A 25,759-nucleotide genomic window follows, 5' to 3' on the forward strand; every position below is an offset into this window, starting at 1 on the left:
AAGACGTTTATCGTCAATTGATGAAGTTTATTTTTCAATAATCTTGCGCAGCTGCACAATGTCTAATCCTTGTCCACGGTCCTACTCTAAGTCTAGTTGTGTAATCACTTTATCCCGAGTCATTCCATACCCTCTCAATCGTATTCTTTGGTGATAAGGGAGTGGTGTATCAAGCGTAATGAGTCATTAGTCAAGTGTGTTGAGTCACACAGAACCCATAGGTAGGGAGTGGTTGTATGGATCAGAGCTCAGATAAATATATCATAAAAAAAATCGGTTCAACTCTAGACCAGAGACTGAAAAGACTGGAAGATGATTTGTTGAAAGATTGGACTTATCGGCAGATTCTTGCCGATAAGGTCTTTGGTGATATGGAGCCGTTGGGAGGACTCACCAGTTGGACGGTGCCTCCCGAGATGGCGTGGTGGCTCTATCGCCAAGTCGTCGAGCATCGTTACCGGACCGTAGTCGAGCTAGGGTCCGGCTTCTCAACGCTGGTGCTGGGAGAGGCACTCAAGACCACCGGGTCGGGAAGGCTTTTCTCCTTCGAGCATGATTATGACTATTACCTAAAGACGCGCTCGATGCTGGAGGAAAATGGCCTGGAGGAGATCGTGCATCTCTTACACGCGCCGCTGGTCGTCAGGACGATAGGCGATGAGAATCACCTCTGGTACGATCTCGACGAGGCCGAACTCGAAAAGACCTTTGGCGGGTCCAAGATAGATTTTCTTCTGGTGGATGGACCGCCTGCTGCGACCCAGCCTCAGGCTCGCTATCCCGCCTACCCCGTCTTTGCGCCCTATTTGCATGAGCATGCGGTCGTCGTCTTGGATGATGGGGCACGTGCAGATGAGACGGCGACAATCAAGCGCTGGCTAGGTGATGAAATGCAGCGCCATGGCTTAGTGGTGATGAACAATATGCGTCATTCCCCTGTGCTCTTTAAGCATGGTGTCGCTGCTACCGTTCATGAGCAAGAGGCCGGTGAGGTACACGTGGCGAAAGAGCCGTTGGAGCAGACGGTCAACAGTGATGTGTTGAACCGTAGTCGTCGTGAGACGGTCGACGAGACGGCCCTGCATCGGGCGCTCGAGGAAAACGCCAAGCTCGAATCCAGGATCGATAAGCTTAAGCTGGAGATGGCTGAACTGCGCAGGCGAGAGGCTGCAGTGAGCAATAGCCTGAGATTCCAACTGGTCGATATGATAGTCAAGGATATGCGCCAGCCTCAGCGGTGGCCCGGCATGCCTGCGCGGCTCTATCGAGCGGTCAAAGAAAAGAGGGTACAGGGAAAAGAGGGGAGGGTTGGGAGGAAGCCGCGGAACACCCTGTGGAGTGCCTGGGAGGTGGAGAAGCGCGAAGGTATCGAGGCGGCGATTGCCTTTGCGGAAAGTAGCGCCGATGCCAGGGAGAGGCCAGGCATTCATCTGCTCAGGGCAAATCGTGATATGGCCAACGATCAGGCGTGGTTGGCAAGCGTGAATGCCTATATCGCCCAGTTTGACATGGCACCAGTAGCCCTTAAGGATGCAGGAAAGTCTCGTTTCTTTCGATTAAGTACAGCCCCCTTGGCCACCGTCGAAAGCGAGACCAAGGTGAGTGTGATCATGCCCGCTTACAACGCGCAGGAAACGCTAGAGTTCTCCGCTTTTTCTATCCTAGCGCAGACTTGGCGAAACATAGAACTAATCATCGTCAACGATGCTAGCGATGATCGCACGTTAGAGATCTGCCAACGCCTCGAGCGGTGCGATAATCGAGTCAGGGTCATTAATAATACTAGCAACGTGGGGCCCTACGTCTCAAAGAATCTCGCTTTGCGCCAGGCTAGCGGTGACTACATCACCGGGCATGATGCTGACGACTGGGCGCACCCCCAGCGCATCGAACTTCAGCTTGAAAAGGTCAAAGGACGCAAGGTCTCCATCGCCGGCATGTTGCGGTTGAATGCCGAAGGACGGATCACGCGATTCAACAAGCGGGTCGCCAATAGCTACGATGGGGTCCTGGCCGGCGCCTTTATTTCCGCAATCTTCGAGAGGACGTTTCTGCTCGAGGTGCTGGGGGGGTGGATCGCTGTGCGATTCGCCGGGGATAGTGAACTGATACACCGCGCTGAAAGGTACCTTGGGGGGAGCATCCCGAGAGACTTCATTCCTGCCATGTTCTGCCTGGATGCCCCGGAAGGGTTGACGAATCACGCCGAGCATGGGTATTCGCCCGAGAGGGGGCTCTCGGAGGTTAGAAAAGCATTCCGTGACGCCTTCAAGGCGTGGCATGCGTCGCTGTCTGTCGATGACCTTTACTTAGATCCATGGCAAGCGTTCTATCCGTTCCCGGTGCCGAAGCCGATGCGAGTGCCATATGAAGCCAGGCAACAGAACCTGGCACACTCGGGCCTAGAGACATGCGTGACGGGGCATGCCTGCATCATCACGGACCTGAGGTTCCCTGGCGGGAATGCCTCCTCCACGCTCGCCGAGTACCATCAGCTCAAGCGCCAGGGCTTCGAAGTCAAGATGCTGCATCTGCCGTCTAACATCAGCGCGGGGAAGCCGATAGCGAATCGCTACCGAGAGGTGCTTGATGACGTGGTTTACTTCCATTCGGTTGATCGAGTAGATGCCGAGTTCGTCATTGTTCGTCACCCCCAGGTGGTATGCAGCCGGCGTTTTCACTGTTTTGCCGAAAGGGTCGAGAGCGATAATGTGATCATTGTCGTCAACAATTCGATTCGGCGATCAACGGGTGAAAGCGTCTACGAGGCCGAGCGGTTCCGTGAAGCCGTGACGGCCCTGCCTGGCGACAACGTGGGGATGTATGCTATCGGGCCGCGGATCAGGCGCGAGCTTCCGCAGATCGGTCTGCCCGAATCCATGATTGGCGAGTTGCTATGGACGCCCACCTTTGATGTGAAGGAGTATCCCTTCTCGCCCAAGCCAAAGATTACACTTCCCTTCGTCATCGGCCGTCACGGTAGGGACAGCCAAGAGAAGTGGCCCGACTCAAGGGCCGAGCTTCTTGATGTCTACCCCGACGATGACGCCTATCGGGTCGAGATCCTGGGCGGTGCCAAGCGGGCGGTTCAGATGTTGGGCCGATGCCCCGACAACTGGGTTGTGCACGATTTCGGCGCCCTGCACCCCGCCGACTATCTCGCCTCTCTCGATGTCTTCGTCTACTTCCCCAGCGAGAACCTGGTCGAGGCCTTCGGCAGGACGGTGGTAGAGGCCATGCTGTCCGGCGTTCCTGTTATACTGCCGCGCTCCTTCGAAGAGACCTTCGGTGACCTCGCCCTCTATACGGCACCGTCCGGCGTCAAGGCGGTGATGACGAGGCTAGCCGAGGATGATGAGGCGCGGGTTAGCTTCCTGACGGGGGTCCGGTCGGTGGTCGAGCGCCGGTACTCCCATGAGGCCACCGAGAGCCGCCTGGGCTATCACCGTGACGGGGCTCGCGCTGAAGGTGGCACACTGCCGTCGGGCGATCTCGAAGAGGCTGTGCGCCGCTTTAAGCGATGGGTAGAGACGGGTGAGCCGAAATGATGAGCCATGGCATGGATGACCCTGCATGATCGACAGCTTGAAACACAGGGCCAGGGAGCTTTTAAAGGAGCTGTGGATCCTGGTGCCCAGTTTTCGCGCCCTGCGCTACCGGAAGCGAGAGGGGGTTTACCTATTCCTGCCCATCAATGGTGTCGGCCTTGGGCACCTTACCCGCTGTCTTGCCATCGCTCGGCGTGTCAGGCAGCGTGACCCCGGTGCCATCATCGTCTTCGTGACCACCAGTATCGCGCTGCCCATCGTGCATCGCGCCGGTTTTATCTGCCATCATATTCCGCCCGCGGCCCTGGCTGGCCGCAGTGTGAGCCAGGCGGACTGGAACCGGCTGTTCAGCAGGAGCCTGGAAGAGGTGATCGAGCTGTATCGGCCGGCCTGCCTCGTTTTCGATGGCAGCTTTCCCTATGTGGGGCTGAGGCGAGTGCTTAGGCGCTACCGGAGAAGGATAGAGCGGGTATGGGTGAAGCGAGGGCTCAACAAGGCCGCGGCCAAGGGGGAAAAGGGCGGTATCTACGCGTCGCGATTCGACAAAGTGATCTTCCCTCAGGAGGTGTCGGCGCGGGTTGATGTCGCGGCTGACGATGACGCGGCTCTGTTCGCCGTCAATCCCATCTACCTGCTGGGCCGGGAGGAGCTGCTGGAGCGGGCGCATGCTCGACGCATGCTCTCTCTCGATGCCGAGCGTCCCTTCGCTTATGTGCAGCTGGGGGCCGGCAATATCAATGAGGTCGAGGACCTCCAGGGCCAAGTGATCCGGGCGCTCAAGCGCCGGGGCTTTCTGGTTGTGGTGGCACGATCTCCGATTTCACTTCAGTCTAGTGGGCCTACTGGCGCTGACCGGGTCATCATGGACTATCCCAATAGCCGCTATTATGAGGCCTTCGACCTGGCAGTCATGGCGGGGGGCTACAACTCGGTGTGTGAGGCGGTGGCCTATGGTGTGCCAACGATCTTCATCCCCAACGTGTCAACGGGTTCCGATGACCAGCTGAAACGTGTCAATCAAGTCAGGAGGGAGGGGTACTACGAGGTGATGACGACCTACGACGATAAGCGCTTCACGTCTCTGGTAGACAGGGTGATGACGGCGGAGCGGTCGCCTGGCGGTTACGGCCTGGCATGCGAGAATGGTGCCGAGCAAGCGGCCGCGCTTGTTGCTCGCTTTTCGAGGGGCGAGGAACACATGATTGAAGCACGGCGAGTGAAGTAGGATGTCGGTACTGCGGCTGTTTTATGACTATGCGCGATGGAGCGGATCCATTTATCGGAAGCTGTTCTCCATCGTGCCTTGGCGGACCGCGGGAGTGGCCATCTTCTCGCTGTTCAGCCAGTTCACGCTGATGTTAGCATTTTTCCTGCCACTCAAGGTCATCATCCTGATCGGCTCTACGGGGATCCCAAAGTACTTCCCCCAGTCCTGGGCGAGCCTGGACAGGAATTCGCTGGTGATCATGCTGAGTGTCTCATCAGTGGCCTTCTACCTTCTCCACCTAGTGGCCGAGAGGGGCGTTGATATCTTCGCAGACAGCGGGGCCCGCACGCTGGTGGCCAGAAGCCGAAAGATGACGCTTTTCGCTGGCCAGGAGGAGTTTGCCAAGAGCGTCTATCAGCGCATGTCGCGGATCTTGGCTGCCGGCTGCTTTCTGGTATTAGTTGCGTTGTTCTTCATGTTGTTCTACCCCTATCTCTTCTTCGTGCTTACGGCCTACCTGTCGCTGTCGCTGCTACTGGTCTCCCTTACCGCCGAGTTGAGTGACTGGGTCAACCGCCTCCTTGTCGAACAGACCAAGCTCTTCATCCAGACGGCGTCAGGCATCGGTTTCCTGTGCCTCTTTGTATTTATGGTGGCCGACTTCGTACTGTGGCAGGGCGCGGAGTTCATGGTAGCCATCATCAGCTTGCTGCTCACCCGCCAGCTGTTACAGAAGCTCGTGGGAGCTCTGGTCGATGGTGTCTCGCTGTACCAGAAACGCCTGAAGATCAATGCTTTGTTCTTCCATGGCCATGCGCTATCCCACACCGCACCGGTAGACTCCGGCAGCTCGGTATGGCGTTTCCTAGGTCCGGATATCCAGCAGCAGAAGGTCACTCGTTTCCTTGTAGAAGAAGGTCGGGACACCAGCAATTTCGCCATCGCCTCCATGACATGGCAGGATCAGGACCAGCGGGGCGTGCTTTGCTTCAGGGTCGAGGTTGAGCAACAAGTGCCCCAGAAGAAGAAAAGCCGAGAGCACTATTTGTTGAAGATCTATGACTCCGGCAAGCAGGGGCTGGCCCGCCGGGAAAAGGAACTGCTGCAGAGCGAGCTTGCGCCTGCGCCCCCCTGCTTGGAGGTCTTCGCCTTAGGGGACGTCCTCGGATATGCGGCGATTGCCTACCGCCTAGAGGGGGCCAGGGAAGTATCATCCAAGGAGTCGAGCGAGGCGAGGCTCGAGTTCATAGCGAAGTGCTGGTCCTCACGGCCCTCTGCCTCGACCCTGGATCGCTACACCAGGTCTCATCCAGTGCTGGCCGCACGACTCTCCGAGCAGTCTCTGGAACGACTCGAGGTCATCGCCCAGAATGGAACAGGCCTCGCTGACGTGCTCCGTCTGCGCGAGGCATTTCAGAGGATCAAGGGAATACTGGATGGCCTGCCGCGCTGTCTCGTGAACAAGTCAATATCGCGCCATGCGCTACTCAGGACTCGTGGGGGCGACGTGGTGGGGAGCGATTGGGCTAACTGGGCCCTGGAGCCGGTGGGCGTCGGCCTTCCCGTTTCCAACAGCGTACTCGAGCGTCTCCCGGCTTTATTGGAACGGGCGGCCATCGCCAATCCCGAGCTGGTCGATATTGACCCGCAGCGGGTCATGCTGGCGGCGTACATGTCGCATTGGGAGCGTCTGTGTGCACGCCAGCAGTATGCGCAGGCCATTCGTTTGATCCCGGCAATGCTCTCCTGCCTAGGAGCGGAAGAAGCATCTTGTGATGATGCCACCGGACAGCCGTCAGCCAGTCTTCTGGACGGGAGATAGCCGCTGTGATTCACACGTCCTTGGTCACCGTCCTCTTGCCTACTTACCACGACTGGGCGGGAGTGAAGGCCTGCCTCGGCGGTCTGGACCGACAGCAGCTCCCAGCTGAGTGCCTGGAGTTACTGGTGGTGAATAACGCCCCAGACGATGCTCCACCCTCCGACTGGTGCTTACCCGGCAATGCCCGGCTGTTGATGGAAGCAAACCCCGGCTCCTATGCCGCCCGCAACTGCGGTATTGCCCACGCCCGAGGCGACGTGCTGGCCTTTCTCGACGCCGACTGCCTGCCAGAACCCGGGTGGCTCGAGGCAGCGCTTGCTTGCATGGAAACCCATGGCGCTGATCTGGTGGCCGGTGATATTCAGCTGACCTACCAGAGTTCGAAGCTGACTCCTGCCGAGTGTTACGAGAAAGCCTTTGCGTTTCGCCAAGCTCAGAACGTGGAGCGGGGCGTTGCCGTGACCGCTAACCTGGTTGTCAGGCGTGAGGCCTTCGATGCCGTGGGCGTGTTCAATGAGCGTATGATGTCCGGCGGGGACTTCGAATGGACACGACGTGCGGCGGCGGCGGGCTTCAAGCTGGTCTATTGTCCAAATGCGGTGGTGCGCCATCCGGCTCGGAATACCCTTTCCTCTCTGGCGCAGAAGGCGAGGCGTGTCTCAGCCGGTAGCATGGCACTGCATGGCGAGAAGGGAGCGTTCCAAGGCGGCGGTCGAGTGCTGGGCAATCTTGGCCATGACCTCCGTGAGTTATTGGGCCGCCGCGACATGACCTGGCGTGAGCGTGGCTGGGCCCTTGGTGTGCTGATCTATCTGAAGGGCGTCAAGCTGCGTCAGCGCCTGGCAATGCGGTTCGGTTACCGCCAGGCGGGGGAGCTTCCCCGGTGAGAGTCCTGTTGGTGGCATCTTTTGGCGGGCACTGGGTCCAATTACAGCGGCTGGCTGAACTTCTGGAGGTAGATGAGCAGATCTTCGCCTCCACCGCCGATGGACACCATGGTGGCGCATCCTACTACCTCGATGACTTTAGCGTGCGTGAACTTTGGCGGGGCGTTCGTCAGTTGCCCAGGGCCGTTCGCATTGTCCGCCGAAGCCAGCCTGATCTGGTCATCAGCACCGGCGCGGCGCCCGGGCTGCTCGTACTGTTCGCTGGCTTTCTGCTGGGCAAGAAGACCCTTTGGGTAGATAGCATCGCCAACTGCCGTCGGCTCTCTCTGTCTGGTAGGGCCGCCAAGCTGTTTGCCACTCGGGTCCTCACCCAGTGGCCGGATCTGGCGACGGGCCGAGTGTGTTACTTAGGGAGGCTGCTATGAGAATCCTCTTTGCCGCTGGTACCCAGTTCCCCTTTCCTCGCATGGACCAGGTGGTGCACGAGGTTTCACGCCAGCGGCCGAGCTGGCCACTGGTCTATCAAGCCGGTCCTGAGGCGTCAATTCGGCGCCTTTCATCGTTGCCCAACCTGCAGGTTCAGCCGCTCTTCGCGGTTGAGCAGTACCGGGGGCTGTTTTCCGAGGCCGATCTGGTAGTGACGCATGCCGGGATGGGCAACATTCTGGCCTGCCTGGAGCAGGGCAAGCCTTTCCTGATGCTGCCCCGCCTCGCTCGGCTGGGTGAGCACCGTAACGATCATCAGATGGATACCGCCGAGGCGATCACTGAGAGCTATGGCATCTCTTTCCACGAGGATGTTGACTCTCTGGTCAGGGCGATTTTGACGTATGATGCGGCATCAGCGTCCGTGGTCGACGGCGATACGATTCGCACTCGGCGCGAGGCGTTCGGTAAACAGCTCAATGCGCTGATTGGCACCCTATAGCTCAATGCGGACTCATGGATAGACGACCGGCAGGAATTTCAGAACGGTACCCGGCCCAGCTGATCGTGCCGGTGGTCGACATGCTTGCCATGGTGGCGGGGGCGCTGCTGGCGTATTGGTTTCGCTTCGATACCTTCGACATGCATGAGCGTTTCTGGCTGGCCACGGCCGTCATGGCGCTTCTCGTTGTGCTCTTCAATGTGATGCAGCGGAGTTATACCAGATGGCGCATCACTCGAATATCTACCCTACTGGCCAAACTATGCCTGGTGTGGGCTGTCGTGGCCATTATGGCGGCCTCCTTGATTTTCTTTGCCCATGCAGCCGAGCGCTTCTCTCGTTTGTGGGTGGGTGGAACCCTCCTTATTTCCTTCGGTATCTCGGCAAGTGCCCGAGTGGCGGCTCAGCTCGTACTGCGGCGGGCGAGGCGTTTCGGCCGGGCTCGGCGCACGGTGTTTCTGGTGGGGCCACCCGAGCAGTTACTTCAGGTGGGGCGGGGCATGCGTAAAGCTCCGGCGGAGGGCTACTCGATCGCTGGCGTCCAGCGAGTTGCAGAAGAGGTGGGCACTACGCAGTTGGATCAGTTGGCCAGACGGGTGGTGGAATCTGGGGCGCGCGAGGTGTGGATCTGCGTCCCTCTGGAGATGGGTGGCATCGTTCAATCCATTTGCTACGTCTTGCGCCACCATACCGTGGAGGTTCGCTTCATTCCGGATTTTCGTGGCATGCAACTGCTCAATCACCGCATGAGCGAGGTGGCGGGGCACCTGGCCGTGGATCTGAGTGTGACTCCCCTGGATGGTCTGGCGCGAATCATCAAACGTCTGGAGGATCTGATCCTGGGGGCCTTGCTTACCCTCTTGATCATTCCCGTGTGCCTGATCATCGCCATCGCCATCAAGGCGACGTCGCCAGGGCCGGTGCTGTTCAAGCAGTATCGCACCGGTGCCAACGGCAGACGCTTCAAGGTCTACAAGTTCCGCACCATGGTGGTGCATAGAGAGCGCAATGGCCACGTCACCCAGGCTAGCCGCTGTGACCCCCGGGTCACGCGGATTGGTGCCCTTCTGCGCCGCACCTCTCTCGATGAACTGCCACAGTTTTACAATGTGCTGCAGGGGCGGATGTCGATTGTGGGGCCCAGGCCCCATGCCTTGGCGCACAACGAGTACTACAAGGACATTGTGGAGTCCTATATGAAGCGCCATAAGGTCAAGCCTGGGATAACCGGCTGGGCTCAGGTCAATGGCTACCGTGGCGAGACGGATACTGTCGAGAAGATGGAAAGGCGGGTCGCCTGCGATCTCTGGTACATCGACAACTGGTCACTGTGGTTGGACCTGCGGATCATCTTGTTGACGGTGTTCAGAGGATTTATTAACAAGAACGCATACTGAGGAGCAAGATGGCAATCCTGGTCACCGGCGGCGCCGGCTATATCGGCTCTCATACTGTCGTCGAGCTGCTTGAGGCGGGTCATGAGGTCGTCATTATCGATAACCTCTGTAATGGTTCGCAAGAGGCGATTCGTCGCGTAGAGAGAATTACCGGCAAGCAGGTTGATTTCGTTGAGTGTGACATCCGTGACCGTGAGGGCCTGGATGCGGTCTTCAGCGAGCATGCCATCGATGCGGTGATTCACTTCGCCGGTTTGAAAGCGGTGGGGGAGAGCGTTGGCAAGCCGCTGGAGTACTACGAGAACAACGTGCACGGCACCCTGGTGCTTTGCCAGGCCATGGAGGCGGCGGGTGTCAGGCGCATGGTGTTCAGCTCCTCGGCGACGGTCTATGGCAGCGAGGCGCCGGTGCCCTATGTGGAAACCACGCCGCGCGGTACCACCTCCAATCCCTACGGCACCTCCAAGGCGATGGTGGAGAAGGTGCTCGAGGACCTGGTGGTGGCTGATGAGCGCTGGTCGGTGGCGCTGCTGCGCTACTTCAACCCCATTGGCGCTCATCCCTCGGGCCTGATTGGTGAGGATCCTCAGGGGATTCCCAATAACCTGATGCCATTCATCGCTCAGGTGGCGGTGGGCCGTCGCGATGAATTGACGATCTTCGGCAGCGACTACCCCACGGCGGATGGCACCTGTGAGCGGGACTATCTGCATGTGGTGGATCTTGCCGTTGGGCACCTCAAGGCCCTGAAGGCGGTAGAGGCACCGGGCGTCTCCCTTTATAATCTGGGCACCGGCCAGGGAGTCTCGGTGCTTGAGATGGTAGAAAGCTTCACTCGGGTGACCGGTGTGGAAGTACCGTATCGCTTTGGTGATCGCCGCTCGGGCGATCTGCCGGCATTCTGGGCCGATGCATCAAAGGCCGCGCAGGAGCTAGGCTGGTCTGCCGAGAAGGGCCTTGATGAGATGATGGCCGATACCTGGCGCTGGCAGTCGGGCAACCCGCAAGGCTACGCCTAGTAGCGCAACCTGACCCATGGCGTGTGATAGAATGGCCGGCCTTGTGCCGGCCATTTCTGTTTCTGGCCCACTGAATTTCCGACCGTTCGAATCTGGCTTCTCCATGACCACGCCTACCGTTTCCGCTACAGCCGCTGCGCCCGCATGGCATCGTCAGCCATCTTACCTCCAACTCTACACCGGCCTTGCCGTCTTCCTGTTGGGGGCCATTGCCCTGGTGGTGCCCAGTGGCTATTCACTGGGTGCGGTGATGCTGCTGCTGGGCAGCGTGGTGCTGTTGATCAAGCGGCCGGCGCTGGGCCTGGATCGCCGTGACATCGCCATCATGACGGCCTTGATCCTCTATGCGCTGATACGGATCGCCGCGGCCTGGTCGGATGGGCAGGGCTGGTCGGGTGTCGACAAGCCAATTCGCTTCGTGCTGGCGATTCCGGCGATGCTGCTGGTGATGGCCTATCCGCCCCGGCTGAGCTGGTTCTGGAGTGGCCTAGCCATCGGCGCGATCGGTGCCGGTAGCTGGGCCGGCTGGCAGAAGCTGGTGGCGGGCGTGGACCGTGCAACGGGCTATACCTATGTGATCCAGTTCGGCAACCTGAGCATGCTGCTGGGCATCCTCTGCCTGGCGGGGCTGGGTTGGGCGTATGTGCAGCGCCACCGTCACTTCTGGCTCGGCCTGATGGCGGTGGGGGCCTTGTGTGGTGTGCTGGGTTCGCTGTTCTCGGGCAGCCGGGGCGGCTGGGTCGGCATCCCCTTTATCCTGCTGGTGCTCTACCGGGGGTATGGACGCCATCTCTCTCTTGGGCTCAAGATCACCGCGCTGGCTATTGTGATCGGCGGTGGCGCGTTGGTGTATGCCCTGCCGCAGACCGGCGTGCAGCCGCGGGTTCACCAGGCGTTCGATGATATCGAGCGCTATGTGGAGGGCGAGAGTCGTACCAGTTCCCTCGGCGCCCGCTTCGAGATGTGGAGGGGCGCCACGCACCTGATCATGGAGAAGCCGCTGACCGGCTGGGGTGAGAACGGCTATCGTCGCGCCATGCAGGCCCTGGGTGAGCAGGATATCGTGCATCCTTGGGTGGCGAAGAAGTACGGCCACCCCCATAACGAGTTTCTGAACGAGCTGGTCAAGCGGGGCGTGTTCGGCCTGCTGGCCTTGCTGGCCCTCTATCTGATGCCGATGCGCTTCTTTGCCCGGCAGATGGCGAGCCAGAACCTCGAGCGGCGCAGCCTGGCGATCGCCGGAGTGTTGCTGCCGGTGGCGTATATCGATTTCGGCCTATCCCAGGCCTTCCTGGCCCACAACAGCGGCACCATGATGTTCGCGTTTCTGCTGGCGGTGTTGTGGGGCTGTTTCCGAACCACGGGCATGTCGGAGTCGGCTCAATCTGATCGGTAGCGGCATCATAGATTGGGGTCATAGATTGGGGTCAGACCCCAACCCCCGGGGTCTGACCCCTAGTCAACCTTACGTCAAGGTCATAGCAAGAAGAACTGGCTATACACCGCCATCAGCGGTTCGCCGCCGAGCAGGGCGATCCAGCCGGCGAGTGCCAGGTAGGGGCCGAAGGGCATCGGGGCGCCGCGCAGCCTGGGAATGGCGAGCTGGATCAGGATGCCGAGCACCGCGCCGACCCCGGCGGAGAGAATCAGCAACAGCGGCAGGTACTGCCAGCCCATCCAGGCGCCCAGGGCGGCGAGCAGCTTGAAGTCGCCATAGCCCATGCCCTCCTTGCCGGTGATCAGCTTGAAGGCCCAGTAGAAGCTCCACAGCACCAGATAGCCGGCCATGGCGCCGATCACGGCGCTTGGCAGCAGCAGCGGTTGGAACAGCAGCTGGTAGAGCAGGCCCGCCCACAGCAGCGGCAGGGTCAGTGCATCCGGCAGCAGCTGGGTGCGCAGGTCGATCACCGCCATGGCGAGCAGTGAAAGGCAGGCACCGAGCACGAACAGTCCCTGCCAGGTGGCGCCAAACAGCATGACCACGGCCACGGCGAGCGCGCCGCCGGCGAGCTCCACCAGTGGGTACTGCGGGCTGATGCGGGTGGCACAGTGAGCGCATCGCCCGCGACGCTTCAACCAGCCGAGCACCGGGATATTGTCGTGCCAGGCGATGGGCGTCTCGCAGCTCGGGCACATCGAGCGTGGCGTCAGCAGGTTGAAGGTCTCCTGCTGCTCTTCGGGGAGCTCCAGCGCCTCGCGAGCCTCGGCTCGCCAGCCGAGCATCAGCATCACCGGCAGGCGGGCGATCACCACATTGAGAAAGCTGCCCAGGCACAGGCCGATAAAGGCCGCCAGGGGGGTGAGCAGGGTAGGGGGAAGGTCGAGCACTGACAAATCCTTGGTTAATCGCACTTCAGTGTGAATCTGTTTAGCAGGCGGAGACTGGTGGGAGGCAGGCGGTGCATGGTGGGTGGCAGGTGATGCATGGTGGGAGGCCGGCTGTGCCGGGCGAATGGCGCCGTCAGGCGCCCCTGTGGCGTCAGGAAGGCCGGTAGCTTCCACTGGGAGCCTTCGGCTCCTTCGCCCGGGGGACCCGGCCTCCCACCAGTGTTCCCAGCTTCGCCTGCCCACCAGTAGCACCGCCGGGGTCTGACCCCAACTGGGTGCGCCTGCAGCATCAGATAACGGAGCCCAGCTGGAAGATCGGCAGATACATGGAGACGACCAGGCCGCCGACCATTACGCCGAGCACCACGATGATAAAGGGTTCGAGCAGCGAGGTGAGCGTATCGACCATATTGTCGACCTCCTCCTCGTAGTAGTCCGCCACGCGGTTGAGCATGGCGTCCAGCGAACCGGCCTCCTCGCCGATGCCGACCATCTGCACCGCCAGCGGCGGGAACTTCTCGGTCATGCGCATGGCGAAGTTGAGCTGCTGGCCGGTCGCGACATCCTCGCGAACCTCCTCCACGGCGCGCTCGTAGACCTTGTTGCCGGTGGCGCCGCCGGCGGTATTCAGCGCCTCCACCAGCGGTACGCCGGCCCCGAAGGAGGTGGCCAGGGTGCGCGAGTAGCGCGCCACGGCGGATTTATCCAGGATCTGGCCGATCACCGGGATCTTCAGCGACCAGGCATGCACCCGGTAGGCGAAGGCTTCCGAACGCTTCATGCCGTTACGAATAAAGAATACCAGCGCGACGATGCCGAGCACGCCCCACCACCAGTACTGCTGGGCGAATTCGGAGAGCTGCATGGTCATGCGGGTCATCGCCGGCAGCTCGGCACCGAAGCCCTGGAACAGGCTCTCGAACTGCGGCACCACCTTGACCAGCAGCAGGGCGGTGACGCCCAGGCCCACGCTGATCACCGCGGCGGGGTACCACAGTGCCTTCTTCACCCGGCTCTTGAGGGCCTCGACCTTCTCCTTGTAGGTGGCCACGCGGTCGAGCATGCGATCCAGCGAGCCGGACTGCTCACCGGCCGCCACCAGATTGCAGAACAGCCTGTCGAAGTGCTGGGGGTAGCGGCGCATGGCCTCGGAGAAGCTGGCACCGGCGCTGACATCGTTCATCAGCTCCTGCACCAGGGCACTCATGGCGGGCTTCTTCATGCTCTCCGCCACCACCTGGAAGGCCTGCAGGATGGGCACACCGGAGCGGATCATGGTCGACATCTGGCGGGCGAACAGCATGATATCGCGGGGCTTGATCTTGCCCATGCCGCCGCCGATGCCGCTCTTGCGCCGCACGCTGCCGACGATGATGTTCTGGCCAGCGAGGACCTTCTCGACCTCCTGGCGCTTGGTGGCGACCACCTCGCCCTTCATCTTGCGTCCGTTAGGCCCCTTGCCGGTCCAGTTCCAGCGATAGAGCTTGGTCTTCTGGCTCGCCTTGGCCTTCTGGCCTGCCCTGGTGTTCTTTGCCGTCGCCATTCGAGATCCCTGTTCCTGCGTCTACGCGTTGTTGTTACTGGTTACCCCTCGTTGGCGACATTTTCGGGAGGCCTTCGGCCTCCATTCGCCCGGGGGACCCGGCCTCCCACCCTGTTGTCCTCGCCCCTCGTTGGCGACATTGCCCGGGAGGCCTTCGGCCTCCATTCGCCCGGGGGACCCGGCCTCCCACCCTGCTGTCCTCGCCCCTCGTTGGCGACATTGCTTGGGAGGCCTTCGGCCTCCATTCGCCCGGGGGACCCGGCCTCCCACCCTGTTGTCCTCGCCCCTCGTTGGCGACATTGCTTGGGAGGCCTTCGGCCTCCATTCGCCCGGGGGGACCCGGCCTCCCACCCTGTTTTCCTCGCCCCTCGCCCCTCGGTCAGTCCTTCGTCACCCTGAACACTTCCGCCAGGCTGGTCACCCCCTGCATCGCCTTGAGCAGGGCGCTGCGGCGCAGATCGGGGTGGCCCTCCTGGCGTGCCTGGTGGTCGAAGTCCATGGAGTCGCCGTTCTTCATGATCAGGTGGCTCATGGCGTTGCTGATCGGTACCACCTCGTAGATCCCCACGCGTCCCTTGAAGCCCTTGGTGCAGTGCTTGCAGCCGACCGGCTCGAAGATGGTCGCGGCGGCGATCTCCTCGGCGCTGAAGCCCTGCTCCTCGAGCACCTCGCGGGGGATGTCGGCCGCCTGCTTGCAGTGGTCACAGAGGCGGCGTGCCAGGCGCTGGGCGATGATCAGGCTGACGGAGCTGGCGATATTGAACGCGGCCAGTCCCATGTTGGCAAGACGCGACAGGGTTTCCGAGGCGGAGTTGGTGTGCACGGTGGAGAGCACCAGGTGGCCGGTCTGGGAGGCCTTGACGGCGATCTCGGCGGTCTCCAGGTCACGGATCTCACCGACCATCACCACATCCGGGTCCTGACGCAGGAAGGCGCGCAGGGCGCTGGCGAAGTCCAGGCCGATCTTGGGCAGCACGTTGACCTGGTTGACGCCGGGCACCTTGATCTCCACCGGGTCCTCGGCGGTGCAGATATTGCGCTCCACCTCGTTGAGGATATTGATGCCGGTATAGAGCGTCACCGTCTTGCCGCTGCCGGTGGGGCCGGTAACCAGGATCATGCCCTGGGGCTGGCTGAGCGCCGTCTCGTACATCGCCTTCTGCGCGGGGGTGAAGCCGAGCTGCTCGATGCCGATCTGGGCCGAGCTGGGATCGAGGATCCGCAGTACCAGCTTCTCGCCATAGACCGTGGGCAGCGAGTTGACGCGAAAGTCGATGGAGCGCGTCTGGGAGAGCTTGAGCTTGATGGCGCCATCCTGGGGCAGGCGGCGCTCGGAGATATCCAGCCGCGCCATCACCTTGAGGCGCGCGGCGATGCGGGTGCGCATGGCGAACGGCGGATGGGCGATATCGTGGAGCATGCCATCGATGCGGAAGCGTACCCGATAGTTGGTCTCGTAGGGCTCGAAGTGGATATCCGAGGCGCCGCGGCTGATGGCATCGAGCAGGATCTTGTTGACGAACTTGATGATCGGGGCATCTTCGCGGGCCGACTGGGCATCGGTGTTGATGTCCACCTCGCGGCTGCCACCCTCCTCGGCGTAGTCCAGCTCGCCGATGGCGTCGTCAACGCCCTTCAGCGAGTCGAGCATGCTGGTCTCGCTGCTGGCTAGGTAGCTCTCCAGCACCGGCACCAGCTGGTCCTCGGGTGCCAGCACGCCCTCCGGCGAGAGGCCGGTGGCGAACTGCAGCTCGTCGAGCTGGGTCAGGGTGGAGGGGGAGGGCACCGCCACCGTCAGCCGATGGCCATGCTGGATCAGTGGCAACACCTTGAGCTTGCGCAGGATCTTCTCGGGGAAGCGCTCCGCCTTGGGCAGCGTCTCCAGGCGGATGGCATCCAGATCGACGATCGGCAGGCCATACTCCCGCGCCGCGGTCAGCGTGGCGTCGCGAGCCGGCACCAGCCCGGAGTCGATCACATGGTGCAAAAGCGAGACGTCCCCCTCCCGCGCCTCCCTCTCGGCGCGCACCGCCGCCGCCGCGCTGAGCCGCTCATCGGCCACCATGCGCCGCGCCAGGCCACGCAGCCCGGCGGCCGGATCATCGCTGACGGGCGGCTGGGAGGAGGTCGGCGGTGAGCGGTAATCGTTCATGGCGTCTCGCGGTTGTGGGGTGTGACGATCGTGGGGTGTGACCTAGCGCTTTCGTCATATGGGGATGAGGCAATTCACCCCATTCTAGCCGTTCGTACCTTCTGCGCCCACCCATCGCCCGTGTGCGCGGGCCGCTCGGGCCGCGAGAGGGGGGGCTTGCCAGCACGGCGTGAGTTATGCAATCTGATATGCATCAAGATTGTGGTACTTATGCAGTTTTGACCTACAATAATCCTTGCAAGGTTGCAAAGCGTAAATTAATGTAACCATCAACCAAGGATGAGACATTTGATCCTGGTGGATATGGTCGGGCCCAGGCCCTTCCCAACCATCGAAACCGACACCGCACGGGCAGCACCGCAAGGCTCACGCCACAAGCGCCACGGCGGAACAGCAAGCAAGGGGTAAGGAATGAAGCAAATGATGATGAAGAAGACACGGCTCAACAAGGCGCAGGGTGGCTTTACCCTGATCGAGCTGCTGATTGTAGTGGCGATTATTGGGATCTTGGCGGCGATTGCGATTCCTCAGTATTCAAATTATCAAGATAACGCAGCAAAGGCCGCGTGCGAGCAAGAGATTGCCGCTGCACGAACTGCTATAATTGCAAGCGCTGACCCTGGTACAGCAACAAAGAATTATGGCTGGAATGCGTGTGATGGCGACGCAGTATTTACTGCCGCCTCAGGAAGTGATAATGCAAAGATTGTAGGTACATACACGAAGCCTGGTGCTGGTGGCACTGATACAGTAACTTACACTTTCGGTGATAGTGTAAATATTGCTAGCTTATAGATGTTTTTTGATATAAGTGATTTAATGATGCTAATTAATTGATTTTTTATTGTAACATAATTGGCGGTCGGCAGAAATGTCGGCCGCTAATCTCGTTAAATGTATCATTTTCTTTTTTTTAGCCGATTAATTATGCGTTTTTCCCTCGCTTAAAATTACTAAATCAGACTCGCCATGCCTCATTCACTTGCTTTATCCACTGATCGGCACGTTGCCGGTTTAATGTGGCCGATGATCACATTAGTCCTCGCTATCGCTTTTGGGGGGGGGGTAACATGGCAAGTGGCAGGAGCGAGTTCTTTTACTGTCCAGCGTGAAGTTCAACTGGTGGCTTTGCTGTTCGTTATAGCGTTGGCAGGCTGGAGGATGCGAGGGGCGATGTTGTCGTCGCTGATGTCGGTTAGCAGCCTTAAGAAATGGTTGTGTATAGCTGGCATCCTGATGGTATCGTTCTCGGCTTTGTTGGTGCCCTTAACCGGCGTGGCACTGTTGGAGCTGGCTTATCTGCTCATGTTGGCAGCGGCGGCGATGTTAATAGGGCTTAGCGCCCGTTGCCTGCCGCGCCTTGGCTGGGCCATCCTGGGTGGCTTAATAACCCTTCTCCTGCTGGTTTATGCGGTTCTTGCCTTAGATCATCTGCAATTGGTATGGGCGTTTGCCAATCGTCACGACTTTGGACCTGGATTCGCAAATGTGCGCTTCTTTGCCGATGTGGCTGCTGGAGTGATGCCCCTTGCCATACTCTATACGGTGGCGCGTCGACGACCGTTTGTAGTTGCGGCATTATTATGCGTATTACCATTGGCATTTTGGTGGTGGTTATTGTGGGTAAGCGAAAGTCGGGCGGCCTTGTTGGGACTGTTCGCCGGGTGCGTGGTGGCGCTCGTGCTGTTCGGGCGTACCGCACGCTGGTCGATTGGGATGTTATCGTTCTCTGCTGTTATTGGCCTTGTGGGCTGGTGGTTTTTTAATCCCCTGGGCGGCGCTGGTGCCGAACAAGCTCTTACCCGTGATATCACCTCCTCCAGCGGTCGCCTAGCTCTATGGAGTGACGCCTTGCGTTATTCACTAGAGCACTTTCCGCTGGGGCGCGGCCCTATGGGATTCGCTGGCGATGGTATTCTGCGTAGCGCTAGCGCGCATAGTTTTTTCCTTAATACCGCCGCCGAGTGGGGCTTGCCGTTAGCGTTGATGTTGCTGGTTTTACTGTTTTACGGCTGTTGGATGATTGCGTGCCGCGCAAGAACTATGTCCGAGAAAGATAAACCGGTTTATAGCTGTTTGGTGATCTCCTTTGTGGCCGTGGTGGTCAACGCTCAGTTCTCCGGTTCACATATTACTCCGCTTAGCTCATTGGTGTTGGTGCTGGCTATCGGCCTGGTATTTGGCTATCAGCCAGAGGGCGCGTTACCACTGCAAGTGACATCAGGGGCGGTGCCGCTTGCTTCAAGCCGCCCGCCACCATTGCGTGCCACTCTGGTGTGGGCCGGGCTAATGCTGGTGTATGCGTACCTGCTCTATGCAGGCCTCGAGCTCTACTGGCTCTCGGTGAAATCCTCCCTGACTTGCTTACAGGAGCTAGGCCGCGCTACTTATTACCCGCGATTTTGGGCCCAGGGGAGGCTTGAGTGTATGCAGATAGTGTCGCCGGATCATTGGTTATTCTGGAGCTGGCGCTAGCTCAGGCAGTGGCATGTTGCGGCGCACAAAAACATCTGCTATTGTTGCAGTGCATCAGAGCGGAACCTTCACGCAAGAGGCTCCGTTCACAGACACTGAACTAGGAGGTTCCCAGATGACCAATGCATTTTCATTCGACACCAAGCAGTTCGATACCGCCCAGATCGATTCCCTGTTCTTCGCCCCGGCGCGCGCTTTCGCGGCCCTGTCCGTGGATTACACCGAGAAGCTGGTCAATGCCCAGCTCGAGGCCACCAAGGCCTACACCGACCTTAACCTGGCGCAGCTGCGTCGTTTGACCGAGGTCAAGGACGCCGAAGGCCTGAAGAGCTACGTCGAAGGCCAGCAGGATGTCGCCAAGCAGCTGACCGAGCGCCTCAAGGGCGATGCCGAAAAGGTCGTGGCCCTGCAGCAGGAGTTCGTGCAGGAGAGCCAGAAGCTGACCGAGGGCAACGTCAAGCAGGCCCAGGAGAGCCTTCAGCAGGCCCAGGAAAGCGCCGAGAAGGCCACCGCTTCCGCCACCAGCAAGTCTGGCAAGGAAGCGTCCGCCAAGAGCGGCAAGTAAGCTCGATACTTGGCAGTCGCGGCGCGGCCACCAAGGTCAGCGTGACGCGATAGCTAGACGCAAGAGCAGAACCCGGTAGGCCGCCGATCCCGGGATCGGCGGCCTGCTGTTGTTTTAGTCCTTGGCGCTGGGCGCTCTGCCAGTGCTAGCCGCCCTTTTCCGTTTCGTTGCCCCTATCGTCCTCTTCTCTCTCCTCGCTCTTGTTACCCATGCTGCCCTTGCGGCCGCGCCCCAGGCGGCGGCAGAGCCCGGGGTAGCAGCCATCCAGCAGCCGCAATGCGAACACGAACAGGCCGGTGATCGCCAGGGGCAGCACGACCTGCATGCTGGGTTCGTTGATCAGTACGTCCCAGGGGCGCGGCGCCAGGCTGTCTCGGCTGCGGTCGCCATAGCGAAGGATGGAGAGGGTCTGGCCATTGGCATGACAGGATAGCTCGATGCCGCGGCCCTCCAGATTTTTCCCCTCGATGGAGAACAGGCAGGTGACCAGCGCCGACTCATCCTCCGGCTTCGGGGAGTCGAGAACGCTTAGCGTATCGCCGAAATGCAGCGGCGCCTCCATCAGCGTATAGGCACGCTCCGAGAACAACCGACGCCCCATCGCGATCACTTCGCCGCCGCGCAGCAGCGGCGGCGACTGGGCCAGGGTGCTGAAGTAGGGATCCCCCCCGATCCGGCCACGCCCCCGCAGGGTGCCATTGAGTGGCTGGTCGCCGATGGTGGCGTCCAGGGTGATCCGTTGCAGCGCCTGCATGCCCTGGGCGTGGGAGTGAGCACACTGGGTACCAGGGCTGCCATCCGGAAGAGTCATCAGCGGGCGCAGCACCACGGCGGGCGTCGCCTGGCGCCGCTCGATCGGGAGCCCCTCGATGCTGACCATCAGCGTGCCGCTGCCCTGGCGATGCAGGGTCACCTCGGCATAGGGGCCGATCTCCAGGCAGCCGCGAAAGGGAGCCGGTACCGCGGCCGCGGTTTGTGGCTGCTCCTCCTGGGAATTGCCAAGGAGTATCGGGGCCGTTGGGTCGGGCAGGGTCTCGGCCCGCTCGCGAATCACAGCGCTGTCGAGAAACCAGCTGGCCGCGGCGTTCTCCTGGGTGGTCAACCGCAGGGTTTCGCTGTTGGCGTTGATATAGAAGGCGTAGGGGCGCTCGAGCGACCAGGTGAGCAGCTGCAGGATCAGTGGTAGGGCGGCCAGGGTGGCGGCCAGGGCCAGCAGGATCTGGCCGATGGGGCGGTCGGCCAGCTGACCGCTCAGCAAGGCAGACGAAAGACTGCGCCCACCGCCCCTGGGGGAGCGCGCCCTTCTCATAGCCGGAGTTCCAGCGGCACCGCCGCCGCCACGCTGCCGCCGCGGCGCAGGATGATCGAAGGCAGCCTGCCCGGGTCGTCGAGAAGCAGTCGGCCATACTTGTGCAGGCTGCTCAAACGAAGCTCACAGGCGGTGTCGTAGGCGATGCGCGACGCGGCCTCGATGGGGGCGCAACGGAGGCCCTGCTGCTGCCGGTTGCCGAGGTTGTTCTCCAGCCATACCGCCAGCAGCGCCTCCAGCCGGCCGGCATTGACCAGCACGCTTAGCGTCTCGGGCGGTGCCGCATAGGGCTGCCATCCGGCCACTACCACGGCATCGCGTGGCGTGGCGGGGTTGCAGTCGGCCTTGAGCTCGGCGAGTACCGCCAGGCGGTGGGGCGGGGGCGTGTCGGCGTAGCGGGTGTAGTACTCGGGCTTGGTCGTGGTGAAGTCGGCACGCAGCACGGTATCGGCCTCGAGCGGCGAACTCAGCGCCGGGCCGCTCCCCAGCGGCACCTCCAGCTGGCTGACGTATTGGCCATCCCGGGAGTTGAGCGAGAGGCAGAGGCGCTTGTCGCGTGTCTCCAGCTGACGGGGCAGCCAGAGATAGAGGTGCTGGTGTTCGGCCTGGCCGTCGGGGTGGCCGCTGGGCTCCACCATCACCCCCTTGAGCGTGGTACCGGAGACATCGACAGCGGGCTCATACCCCTCGTTAAGAATGGTGGCCGTCAGCGCCAGGCTCTCTTGCGGGGCGCTCGGCTGGGCGTGCACGGGGGAAGCGTGGATAAAGCCGCCGAGCATCGCCCCGTCCAGCATCGCCCCAGCCAGCATCACTCCGCCCCAGATCAGGATGCGTCCAACGGTCGAGCGGTTCATGACAGGCGAATCCTGAAGGGCAGGGCGGCGCGGTTGCCGCCGGCATAGTCGTCACCGGCGGTGCGTGCGGTAATGGCGCAGTTGAGCGAGCCCATCAGGTCGACGCCGCCAAGTTCGGTCAGCGTCAGATGGCAATGGTAGTGGCCGCTTTTCAATTGCAGGCGCCAGCCGCCGCGCGTCAGCTGGCCGGTGAAGCGGCCCCCGCTGTTGGCGCTGTTGAACTTGCCGCTTACCTGATCCGTGTCGGTATCGATGCTCAGATCCGTCAGCATCAGTTCGCGCCAGATGTTGTAGGTGTAGGCCTGGGGCTGGCTGGGATCCATGGGCTCGATCAGCTCCACGGCCAGGAAGTCGCGCTCCTTGAGCAGCTGGCGAAGGCCGGCGGTATGCAGCCGTTCGTCGTCACCGCTGAAGGCGGCCTCCAGCGCCATGCTGCGCAGCACGGGGTCGTCATCCTTCATCACCTCCTCGAAGACGGCGAGTCGTACCGAGGCGCTCTCGTCGGCCAGCAGGTTGCGCACCTGGTCGAGCAGGGCGGCGCGCTCCTGGGCGGCCTCGAAGCGATTCTGGTCGAAGGCCAGGGCGGGGGCGACGCCGCCCGTCAGGGCCAAGACCAGGGGCAAGGCCAGTGCCAAGGCCTGGGGAGCGAGAGAGCTCAGGCGCGGCAACCGCGTGGCAAGGGGCTTGGTGGGCATAGGGAGTCTCCTTGTGGGGGTGGTCGATACGACGGCATGGCTCGGCTAGGGGGGCGCGGTATGGGCGACCCGCACATAACCCTCGGCGGTCTGCCACCAGGGGCGCCCCTTCACCTTGCCCAGCAGTTCGATGCTCTGGCCGATCTCCAGGCGCCGGATCGCCCTGGCAAACGGGGTGGGTGACTCACGGACCGTGGTCCGGGTCGTTACCACCACGCGCCCCTGGCGAGGCTCCAGGGGGAGGTCGCCGGCGGGGATCGGCCCGATATCATCGGCGAAGAACGCCTCGAGGCGGCGATTCAAGGCGTCCTGGCGATAGACACGAATGGTGTCCTGAAGGGTTTCCAGCACCATGCCCACCGGGCGACCCTCGAGCAGCAGGCGGGAGCCGCTGATGCCCTGAAAGGCCTCGCTGTTGTGTGTGATCAGGACGACCTCCACATGGCGCGGCTCGAGGGCCGTGAAGCGCACCGCATGGGACTCGATACCGCCGGTGGGGCGCACGCGCAGCAGCGTGCCCTGGCGACCCAGGCGCACCGCTTCCTCGAGGAGCTCGTCCAGCGGCTCGCTGCGCGGCCAGGTGGCGCCGCAGGTCATGCGCCCCCTGGCGTCGACGCGCAGCAGGGCGATATCGTCACCGTAGTCGCCGAGATGCTGCGCCGGCGCCCGAACACGCTCGGCGTTGGTGACGGTCAGCCCCACGCCCCCGTGCCCCACCACATGCTGCGGCGTAATGGCGAAGCACTCCCCGCTGCGGGCGCGCAGCGTGCCCTGGCCCTGAGTGGCGCCGTTGACCAGCACCGCCTCCGCGGCCTGCACGCTGCCGGCGGCCAGCGCTGTCGGCAGAGCTGTCACCAGAACTGTCGCCAGAACTGTCGCCAGCACAACAGCCTGCACTCCATACCGGTTAGGGCGCATCGCGTCTCTCCGCGTTGACACTTCTTTACAAGGCATATTGACACAGCGTAGACAGCTTGCGCCGGACCTGCCGCCTGGGGAGCGACCAGCCGGAATGGAGAGACCAGCTGGAATGGAGCGACCAGCTGGAATGGAGCGACCAGCCGGAATGAAGCGGCACGCCTACACTGTCGTTAACGTAACCGGCAGGGAGGCCCACCCCATGCGCGAATGTCTCGATACCTTTCCCTCCATCTCCCACCATGGGGGCGCCAGCGGGGTGACCGGCAGCTGCCACCGCCTGCAGATCGGTGACGACCGCGCGCTGCTGGTCGACTGCGGACTGTTTCAGGGCCAGGATGCCGACCATGTCGATAGCTTCGAGCAGCTCAAGGTGACGTTTCCCGTCGAGGATCTGCTGGCGCTGGTGGTGACACATGTGCATATCGACCATATCGGCCGGCTGCCCTATCTGCTGGCGGCGGGCTACGCGGGGCCGATCCTCTGTTCCGTGCCCACGGCACGGCTGCTGCCGCTGGTGATCGAGGATGCGCTGAAGATCGGCTTTACCCGCGATCGCGCCCTGATCGAGCGCTTCCTGGGCGAGGTGGAGGGGCGGCTGGTGCCGTTGGCCTACCGCGAGTGGCACACCCTGGTGGACGATGCCCGCCACCGGGTGCGGGTCAAGCTGCAGCAGGCGGGGCATATCCTCGGTTCCAGCTATGTGGAGGTGGATGTTCTCGACCGTGAAAGCGGGGCGGTTGAGCGCATCATCTTCTCCGGCGATCTGGGGGCACCCTATGCGCCGCTGCTGCCGGCGCCGCGATCGCCCTGGGGCTGCGATGCCCTGGTGCTGGAGAGCACCTACGGCGACCGACGCCACGAGGATCGCCGCCAGCGCCGCGGCAGACTCAAGGCGGCCATCGACCGGGCGCTGACCAACGCCGGCACGGTGGTGATTCCGGCCTTCAGCATCGGCCGCACCCAGGAGCTGCTCTACGAGATGGAGACCCTGATCCACCGGGCCGGCAGCCGGCGTTGGCGCGAGCTGGAGATCATCGTCGATTCTCCGCTGGCCGCGCGTTTTACCGAGGTCTACCGCGAGCTCAGGCCCTGGTGGGACGCCGAGGCCCACGCCCGGCTGCGCGCCGGTCGGCATCCGCTCAGTTTCGAGAACCTTTATACCGTTAGCTCACATGAGGAGCACGAGCGTACGGTGGCCTATCTGGCCGAGAGCCATCGGCCTGCGGTGGTGATCGCGGCCAGCGGCATGGTCAGTGGTGGGCGGGTGGTCAACTATCTCAAGCGCATGCTGGGGGACCCACGCCACTGCGTGCTGTTTACCGGCTACCAGGGCGCCGGCACCCCGGGGCGCGATATCCAGCGCTATGGGGCCCGGGGTGGCTGGGTGGCGCTCGATGGCGAACGCATCGATATTCGCGCCCGGGTGGAGACGGTCTCCGGCTACTCGGCCCATGCCGATGCGCATGATCTGCTGAACTTCGTGCGGCGCATGCGTCGCCCGCCGCGCCATATCCGGCTGGTGCATGGCGAGCGCCACGCCCAGCAGGCGCTGCGCGATTCGCTGCTGGCCTGGGCGGCCCAGGCGGGCCATCAGCTGGAGGTGACATTGGGCGTGGATTTCCAAAACCCCTGAGGGAGCTGCGATACTCGAGGCTTTCGTTGATCCGTTGATCCGTGTAGCAGGGAGCATGCCATGGCCACCATCGAGCACCGTGCGATTCTCGCGGCGGCGCCGGAGCGAGTCTTCGCGCTGCTGGAGCGCGTCGAGGACTTCGCCGACTACTCCGATCTGATCCACAGCATCGAACCGCTGGGCGATGACCGCTTCCGCTGGCATGTGCATGCGGTGGGGCGCGACTGGCACTTCGATGTGGCGATCACCGAGCGCCGTGCGCCGGAGGCGCTGGCCTGGGAGTCGCTGGATGGGGTGGAGAACCGGGGGCGTTACCGCCTGCGCCCGGTGGAGGGGGGCACCGAGGTCAGCCTGACCCTGACCTACACCCTGCGCAGCAAGCTGCTGGAGAGGGCGGTGAACAAGGCCGCCACGCCGCTGGTCAACCGCGTGAGCCGACAGATACTCGAGCGGGTGGAGCAGCGGCTGTGAGGGTA

20 protein-coding genes and 1 pseudogene are annotated in these 25,759 nt (G+C 61.9%); 14 read left to right on the top strand and 7 right to left on the bottom strand.

Features of this window, described 5'->3' with window-relative positions; genetic code table 11:
* The first annotated feature begins 236 nt into the window (after positions 1-236).
* The 9 genes from Q0894_RS12515 (at position 237) to Q0894_RS12555 (ending at position 12,204) form a co-directional block, all read left to right on the top strand.
* Positions 237-3,548, top strand: a complete 3,312-nt coding sequence (locus tag Q0894_RS12515) for a glycosyltransferase (RefSeq protein ID WP_299235868.1) — start codon at positions 237-239, stop codon at positions 3,546-3,548.
* A 25-nt stretch (positions 3,549-3,573) separates the two neighbouring features.
* Positions 3,574-4,773, top strand: coding sequence for a glycosyltransferase (locus Q0894_RS12520; protein ID WP_299235870.1), 1,200 nt, complete (start codon positions 3,574-3,576; stop codon positions 4,771-4,773).
* Between the two features lies 1 nt (position 4,774).
* Positions 4,775-6,577 carry a hypothetical protein gene (locus tag Q0894_RS12525; RefSeq protein ID WP_299235872.1) on the top strand — a complete coding sequence of 601 codons (1,803 nt, stop codon included), beginning with the start codon at positions 4,775-4,777 and terminating at the stop codon, positions 6,575-6,577.
* A 5-nt stretch (positions 6,578-6,582) separates the two neighbouring features.
* The gene (locus Q0894_RS12530) at positions 6,583-7,464 is read left to right on the top strand and encodes a glycosyltransferase (protein WP_299235874.1); all 882 of its coding nucleotides are present in this window, start codon (positions 6,583-6,585) and stop codon (positions 7,462-7,464) included.
* A 143-nt stretch (positions 7,465-7,607) separates the two neighbouring features.
* A complete protein-coding gene (locus tag Q0894_RS12535) occupies positions 7,608-7,889 on the top strand; it encodes a hypothetical protein (protein ID WP_299235919.1) in 282 nt (93 codons plus the stop codon).
* The gene (locus Q0894_RS12540) at positions 7,886-8,392 is read left to right on the top strand and encodes a glycosyltransferase (RefSeq protein ID WP_299235876.1); all 507 of its coding nucleotides are present in this window, start codon (positions 7,886-7,888) and stop codon (positions 8,390-8,392) included. The genes Q0894_RS12535 and Q0894_RS12540 overlap by 4 nt, the downstream gene beginning before the upstream one ends.
* A 14-nt stretch (positions 8,393-8,406) precedes the next feature.
* Complete coding sequence (locus Q0894_RS12545) at positions 8,407-9,789, top strand: undecaprenyl-phosphate glucose phosphotransferase (protein ID WP_299235877.1); 1,383 nt, start codon at positions 8,407-8,409, stop codon at positions 9,787-9,789.
* Between the two features lie 8 nt (positions 9,790-9,797).
* Complete coding sequence (galE, locus tag Q0894_RS12550) at positions 9,798-10,808, top strand: UDP-glucose 4-epimerase GalE (RefSeq protein ID WP_299235879.1); 1,011 nt, start codon at positions 9,798-9,800, stop codon at positions 10,806-10,808.
* Positions 10,809-10,911: 103 nt separating this feature from the next.
* The gene (locus tag Q0894_RS12555) at positions 10,912-12,204 is read left to right on the top strand and encodes an O-antigen ligase family protein (protein ID WP_299235881.1); all 1,293 of its coding nucleotides are present in this window, start codon (positions 10,912-10,914) and stop codon (positions 12,202-12,204) included.
* Positions 12,205-12,284: 80 nt separating this feature from the next.
* Here Q0894_RS12555 and Q0894_RS12560 read toward each other — a convergent pair whose 3' ends face one another.
* The 3 genes from Q0894_RS12560 to pilB all read right to left on the bottom strand — a co-directional run bounded on the left by Q0894_RS12560 (position 12,285) and on the right by pilB (position 16,831).
* Complete coding sequence (locus Q0894_RS12560; RefSeq protein WP_299235883.1) at positions 12,285-13,136, bottom strand: A24 family peptidase; 852 nt, start codon at positions 13,134-13,136, stop codon at positions 12,285-12,287.
* A 289-nt stretch (positions 13,137-13,425) separates the two neighbouring features.
* On the bottom strand, positions 13,426-14,679 hold the full coding sequence (locus Q0894_RS12565) for a type II secretion system F family protein (RefSeq protein WP_299235885.1): 1,254 nt from the start codon (positions 14,677-14,679) through the stop codon (positions 13,426-13,428).
* A gap of 379 nt (positions 14,680-15,058) precedes the next feature.
* Positions 15,059-16,831 carry a type IV-A pilus assembly ATPase PilB gene (gene pilB, locus Q0894_RS12570; RefSeq protein WP_299235887.1) on the bottom strand — a complete coding sequence of 591 codons (1,773 nt, stop codon included), beginning with the start codon at positions 16,829-16,831 and terminating at the stop codon, positions 15,059-15,061.
* A 426-nt stretch (positions 16,832-17,257) separates the two neighbouring features.
* Between pilB and Q0894_RS12575 the strand changes: the two are divergent.
* The 3 genes and pseudogenes from Q0894_RS12575 to Q0894_RS12585 form a co-directional block, all read left to right on the top strand.
* Positions 17,258-17,374: pseudogene (locus Q0894_RS12575) on the top strand (prepilin-type N-terminal cleavage/methylation domain-containing protein); the annotation flags it as partial.
* A gap of 426 nt (positions 17,375-17,800) precedes the next feature.
* Positions 17,801-19,306: an O-antigen ligase family protein gene (locus tag Q0894_RS12580; RefSeq protein ID WP_299235889.1), complete on the top strand. Its 1,506-nt coding sequence runs from the start codon at positions 17,801-17,803 to the stop codon at positions 19,304-19,306.
* Between the two features lie 115 nt (positions 19,307-19,421).
* Positions 19,422-19,871, top strand: coding sequence for a phasin family protein (locus Q0894_RS12585; RefSeq protein WP_299235891.1), 450 nt, complete (start codon positions 19,422-19,424; stop codon positions 19,869-19,871).
* 145 nt (positions 19,872-20,016) lie between these two features.
* Here the strand turns inward: Q0894_RS12585 and Q0894_RS12590 are convergent, their stop codons facing one another.
* Genes Q0894_RS12590 through Q0894_RS12605 form a run of 4 tightly spaced genes read right to left on the bottom strand, consistent with a single transcriptional unit; the run spans position 20,017 to position 23,584 of the window.
* Positions 20,017-21,180: a hypothetical protein gene (locus Q0894_RS12590; RefSeq protein WP_299235893.1), complete on the bottom strand. Its 1,164-nt coding sequence runs from the start codon at positions 21,178-21,180 to the stop codon at positions 20,017-20,019.
* Complete coding sequence (locus Q0894_RS12595) at positions 21,177-22,034, bottom strand: hypothetical protein (RefSeq protein ID WP_299235895.1); 858 nt, start codon at positions 22,032-22,034, stop codon at positions 21,177-21,179. The genes Q0894_RS12590 and Q0894_RS12595 overlap by 4 nt, the downstream gene beginning before the upstream one ends.
* Positions 22,031-22,729 (bottom strand): hypothetical protein, encoded by a 699-nt coding sequence (locus tag Q0894_RS12600; protein ID WP_299235897.1) that lies wholly within the window; start codon positions 22,727-22,729, stop codon positions 22,031-22,033. Before Q0894_RS12600 ends, Q0894_RS12595 begins: the two co-directional genes overlap by 4 nt.
* Before the next feature lie 45 nt (positions 22,730-22,774).
* Positions 22,775-23,584, bottom strand: a complete 810-nt coding sequence (locus Q0894_RS12605) for a hypothetical protein (RefSeq protein WP_299235898.1) — start codon at positions 23,582-23,584, stop codon at positions 22,775-22,777.
* 265 nt (positions 23,585-23,849) lie between these two features.
* Here Q0894_RS12605 and Q0894_RS12610 point away from each other — a divergent pair, with 265 nt between their 5' ends.
* Positions 23,850-25,283 (top strand): MBL fold metallo-hydrolase, encoded by a 1,434-nt coding sequence (locus Q0894_RS12610; protein WP_299235900.1) that lies wholly within the window; start codon positions 23,850-23,852, stop codon positions 25,281-25,283.
* 60 nt (positions 25,284-25,343) lie between these two features.
* A complete protein-coding gene (locus tag Q0894_RS12615; RefSeq protein ID WP_132045433.1) occupies positions 25,344-25,754 on the top strand; it encodes an SRPBCC family protein in 411 nt (136 codons plus the stop codon).
* Positions 25,755-25,759 lie beyond the last annotated feature (5 nt).

The sequence above is a fragment of the uncultured Halomonas sp. genome (assembly GCF_947501415.1).
Lineage (GTDB): Bacteria > Pseudomonadota > Gammaproteobacteria > Pseudomonadales > Halomonadaceae > Halomonas.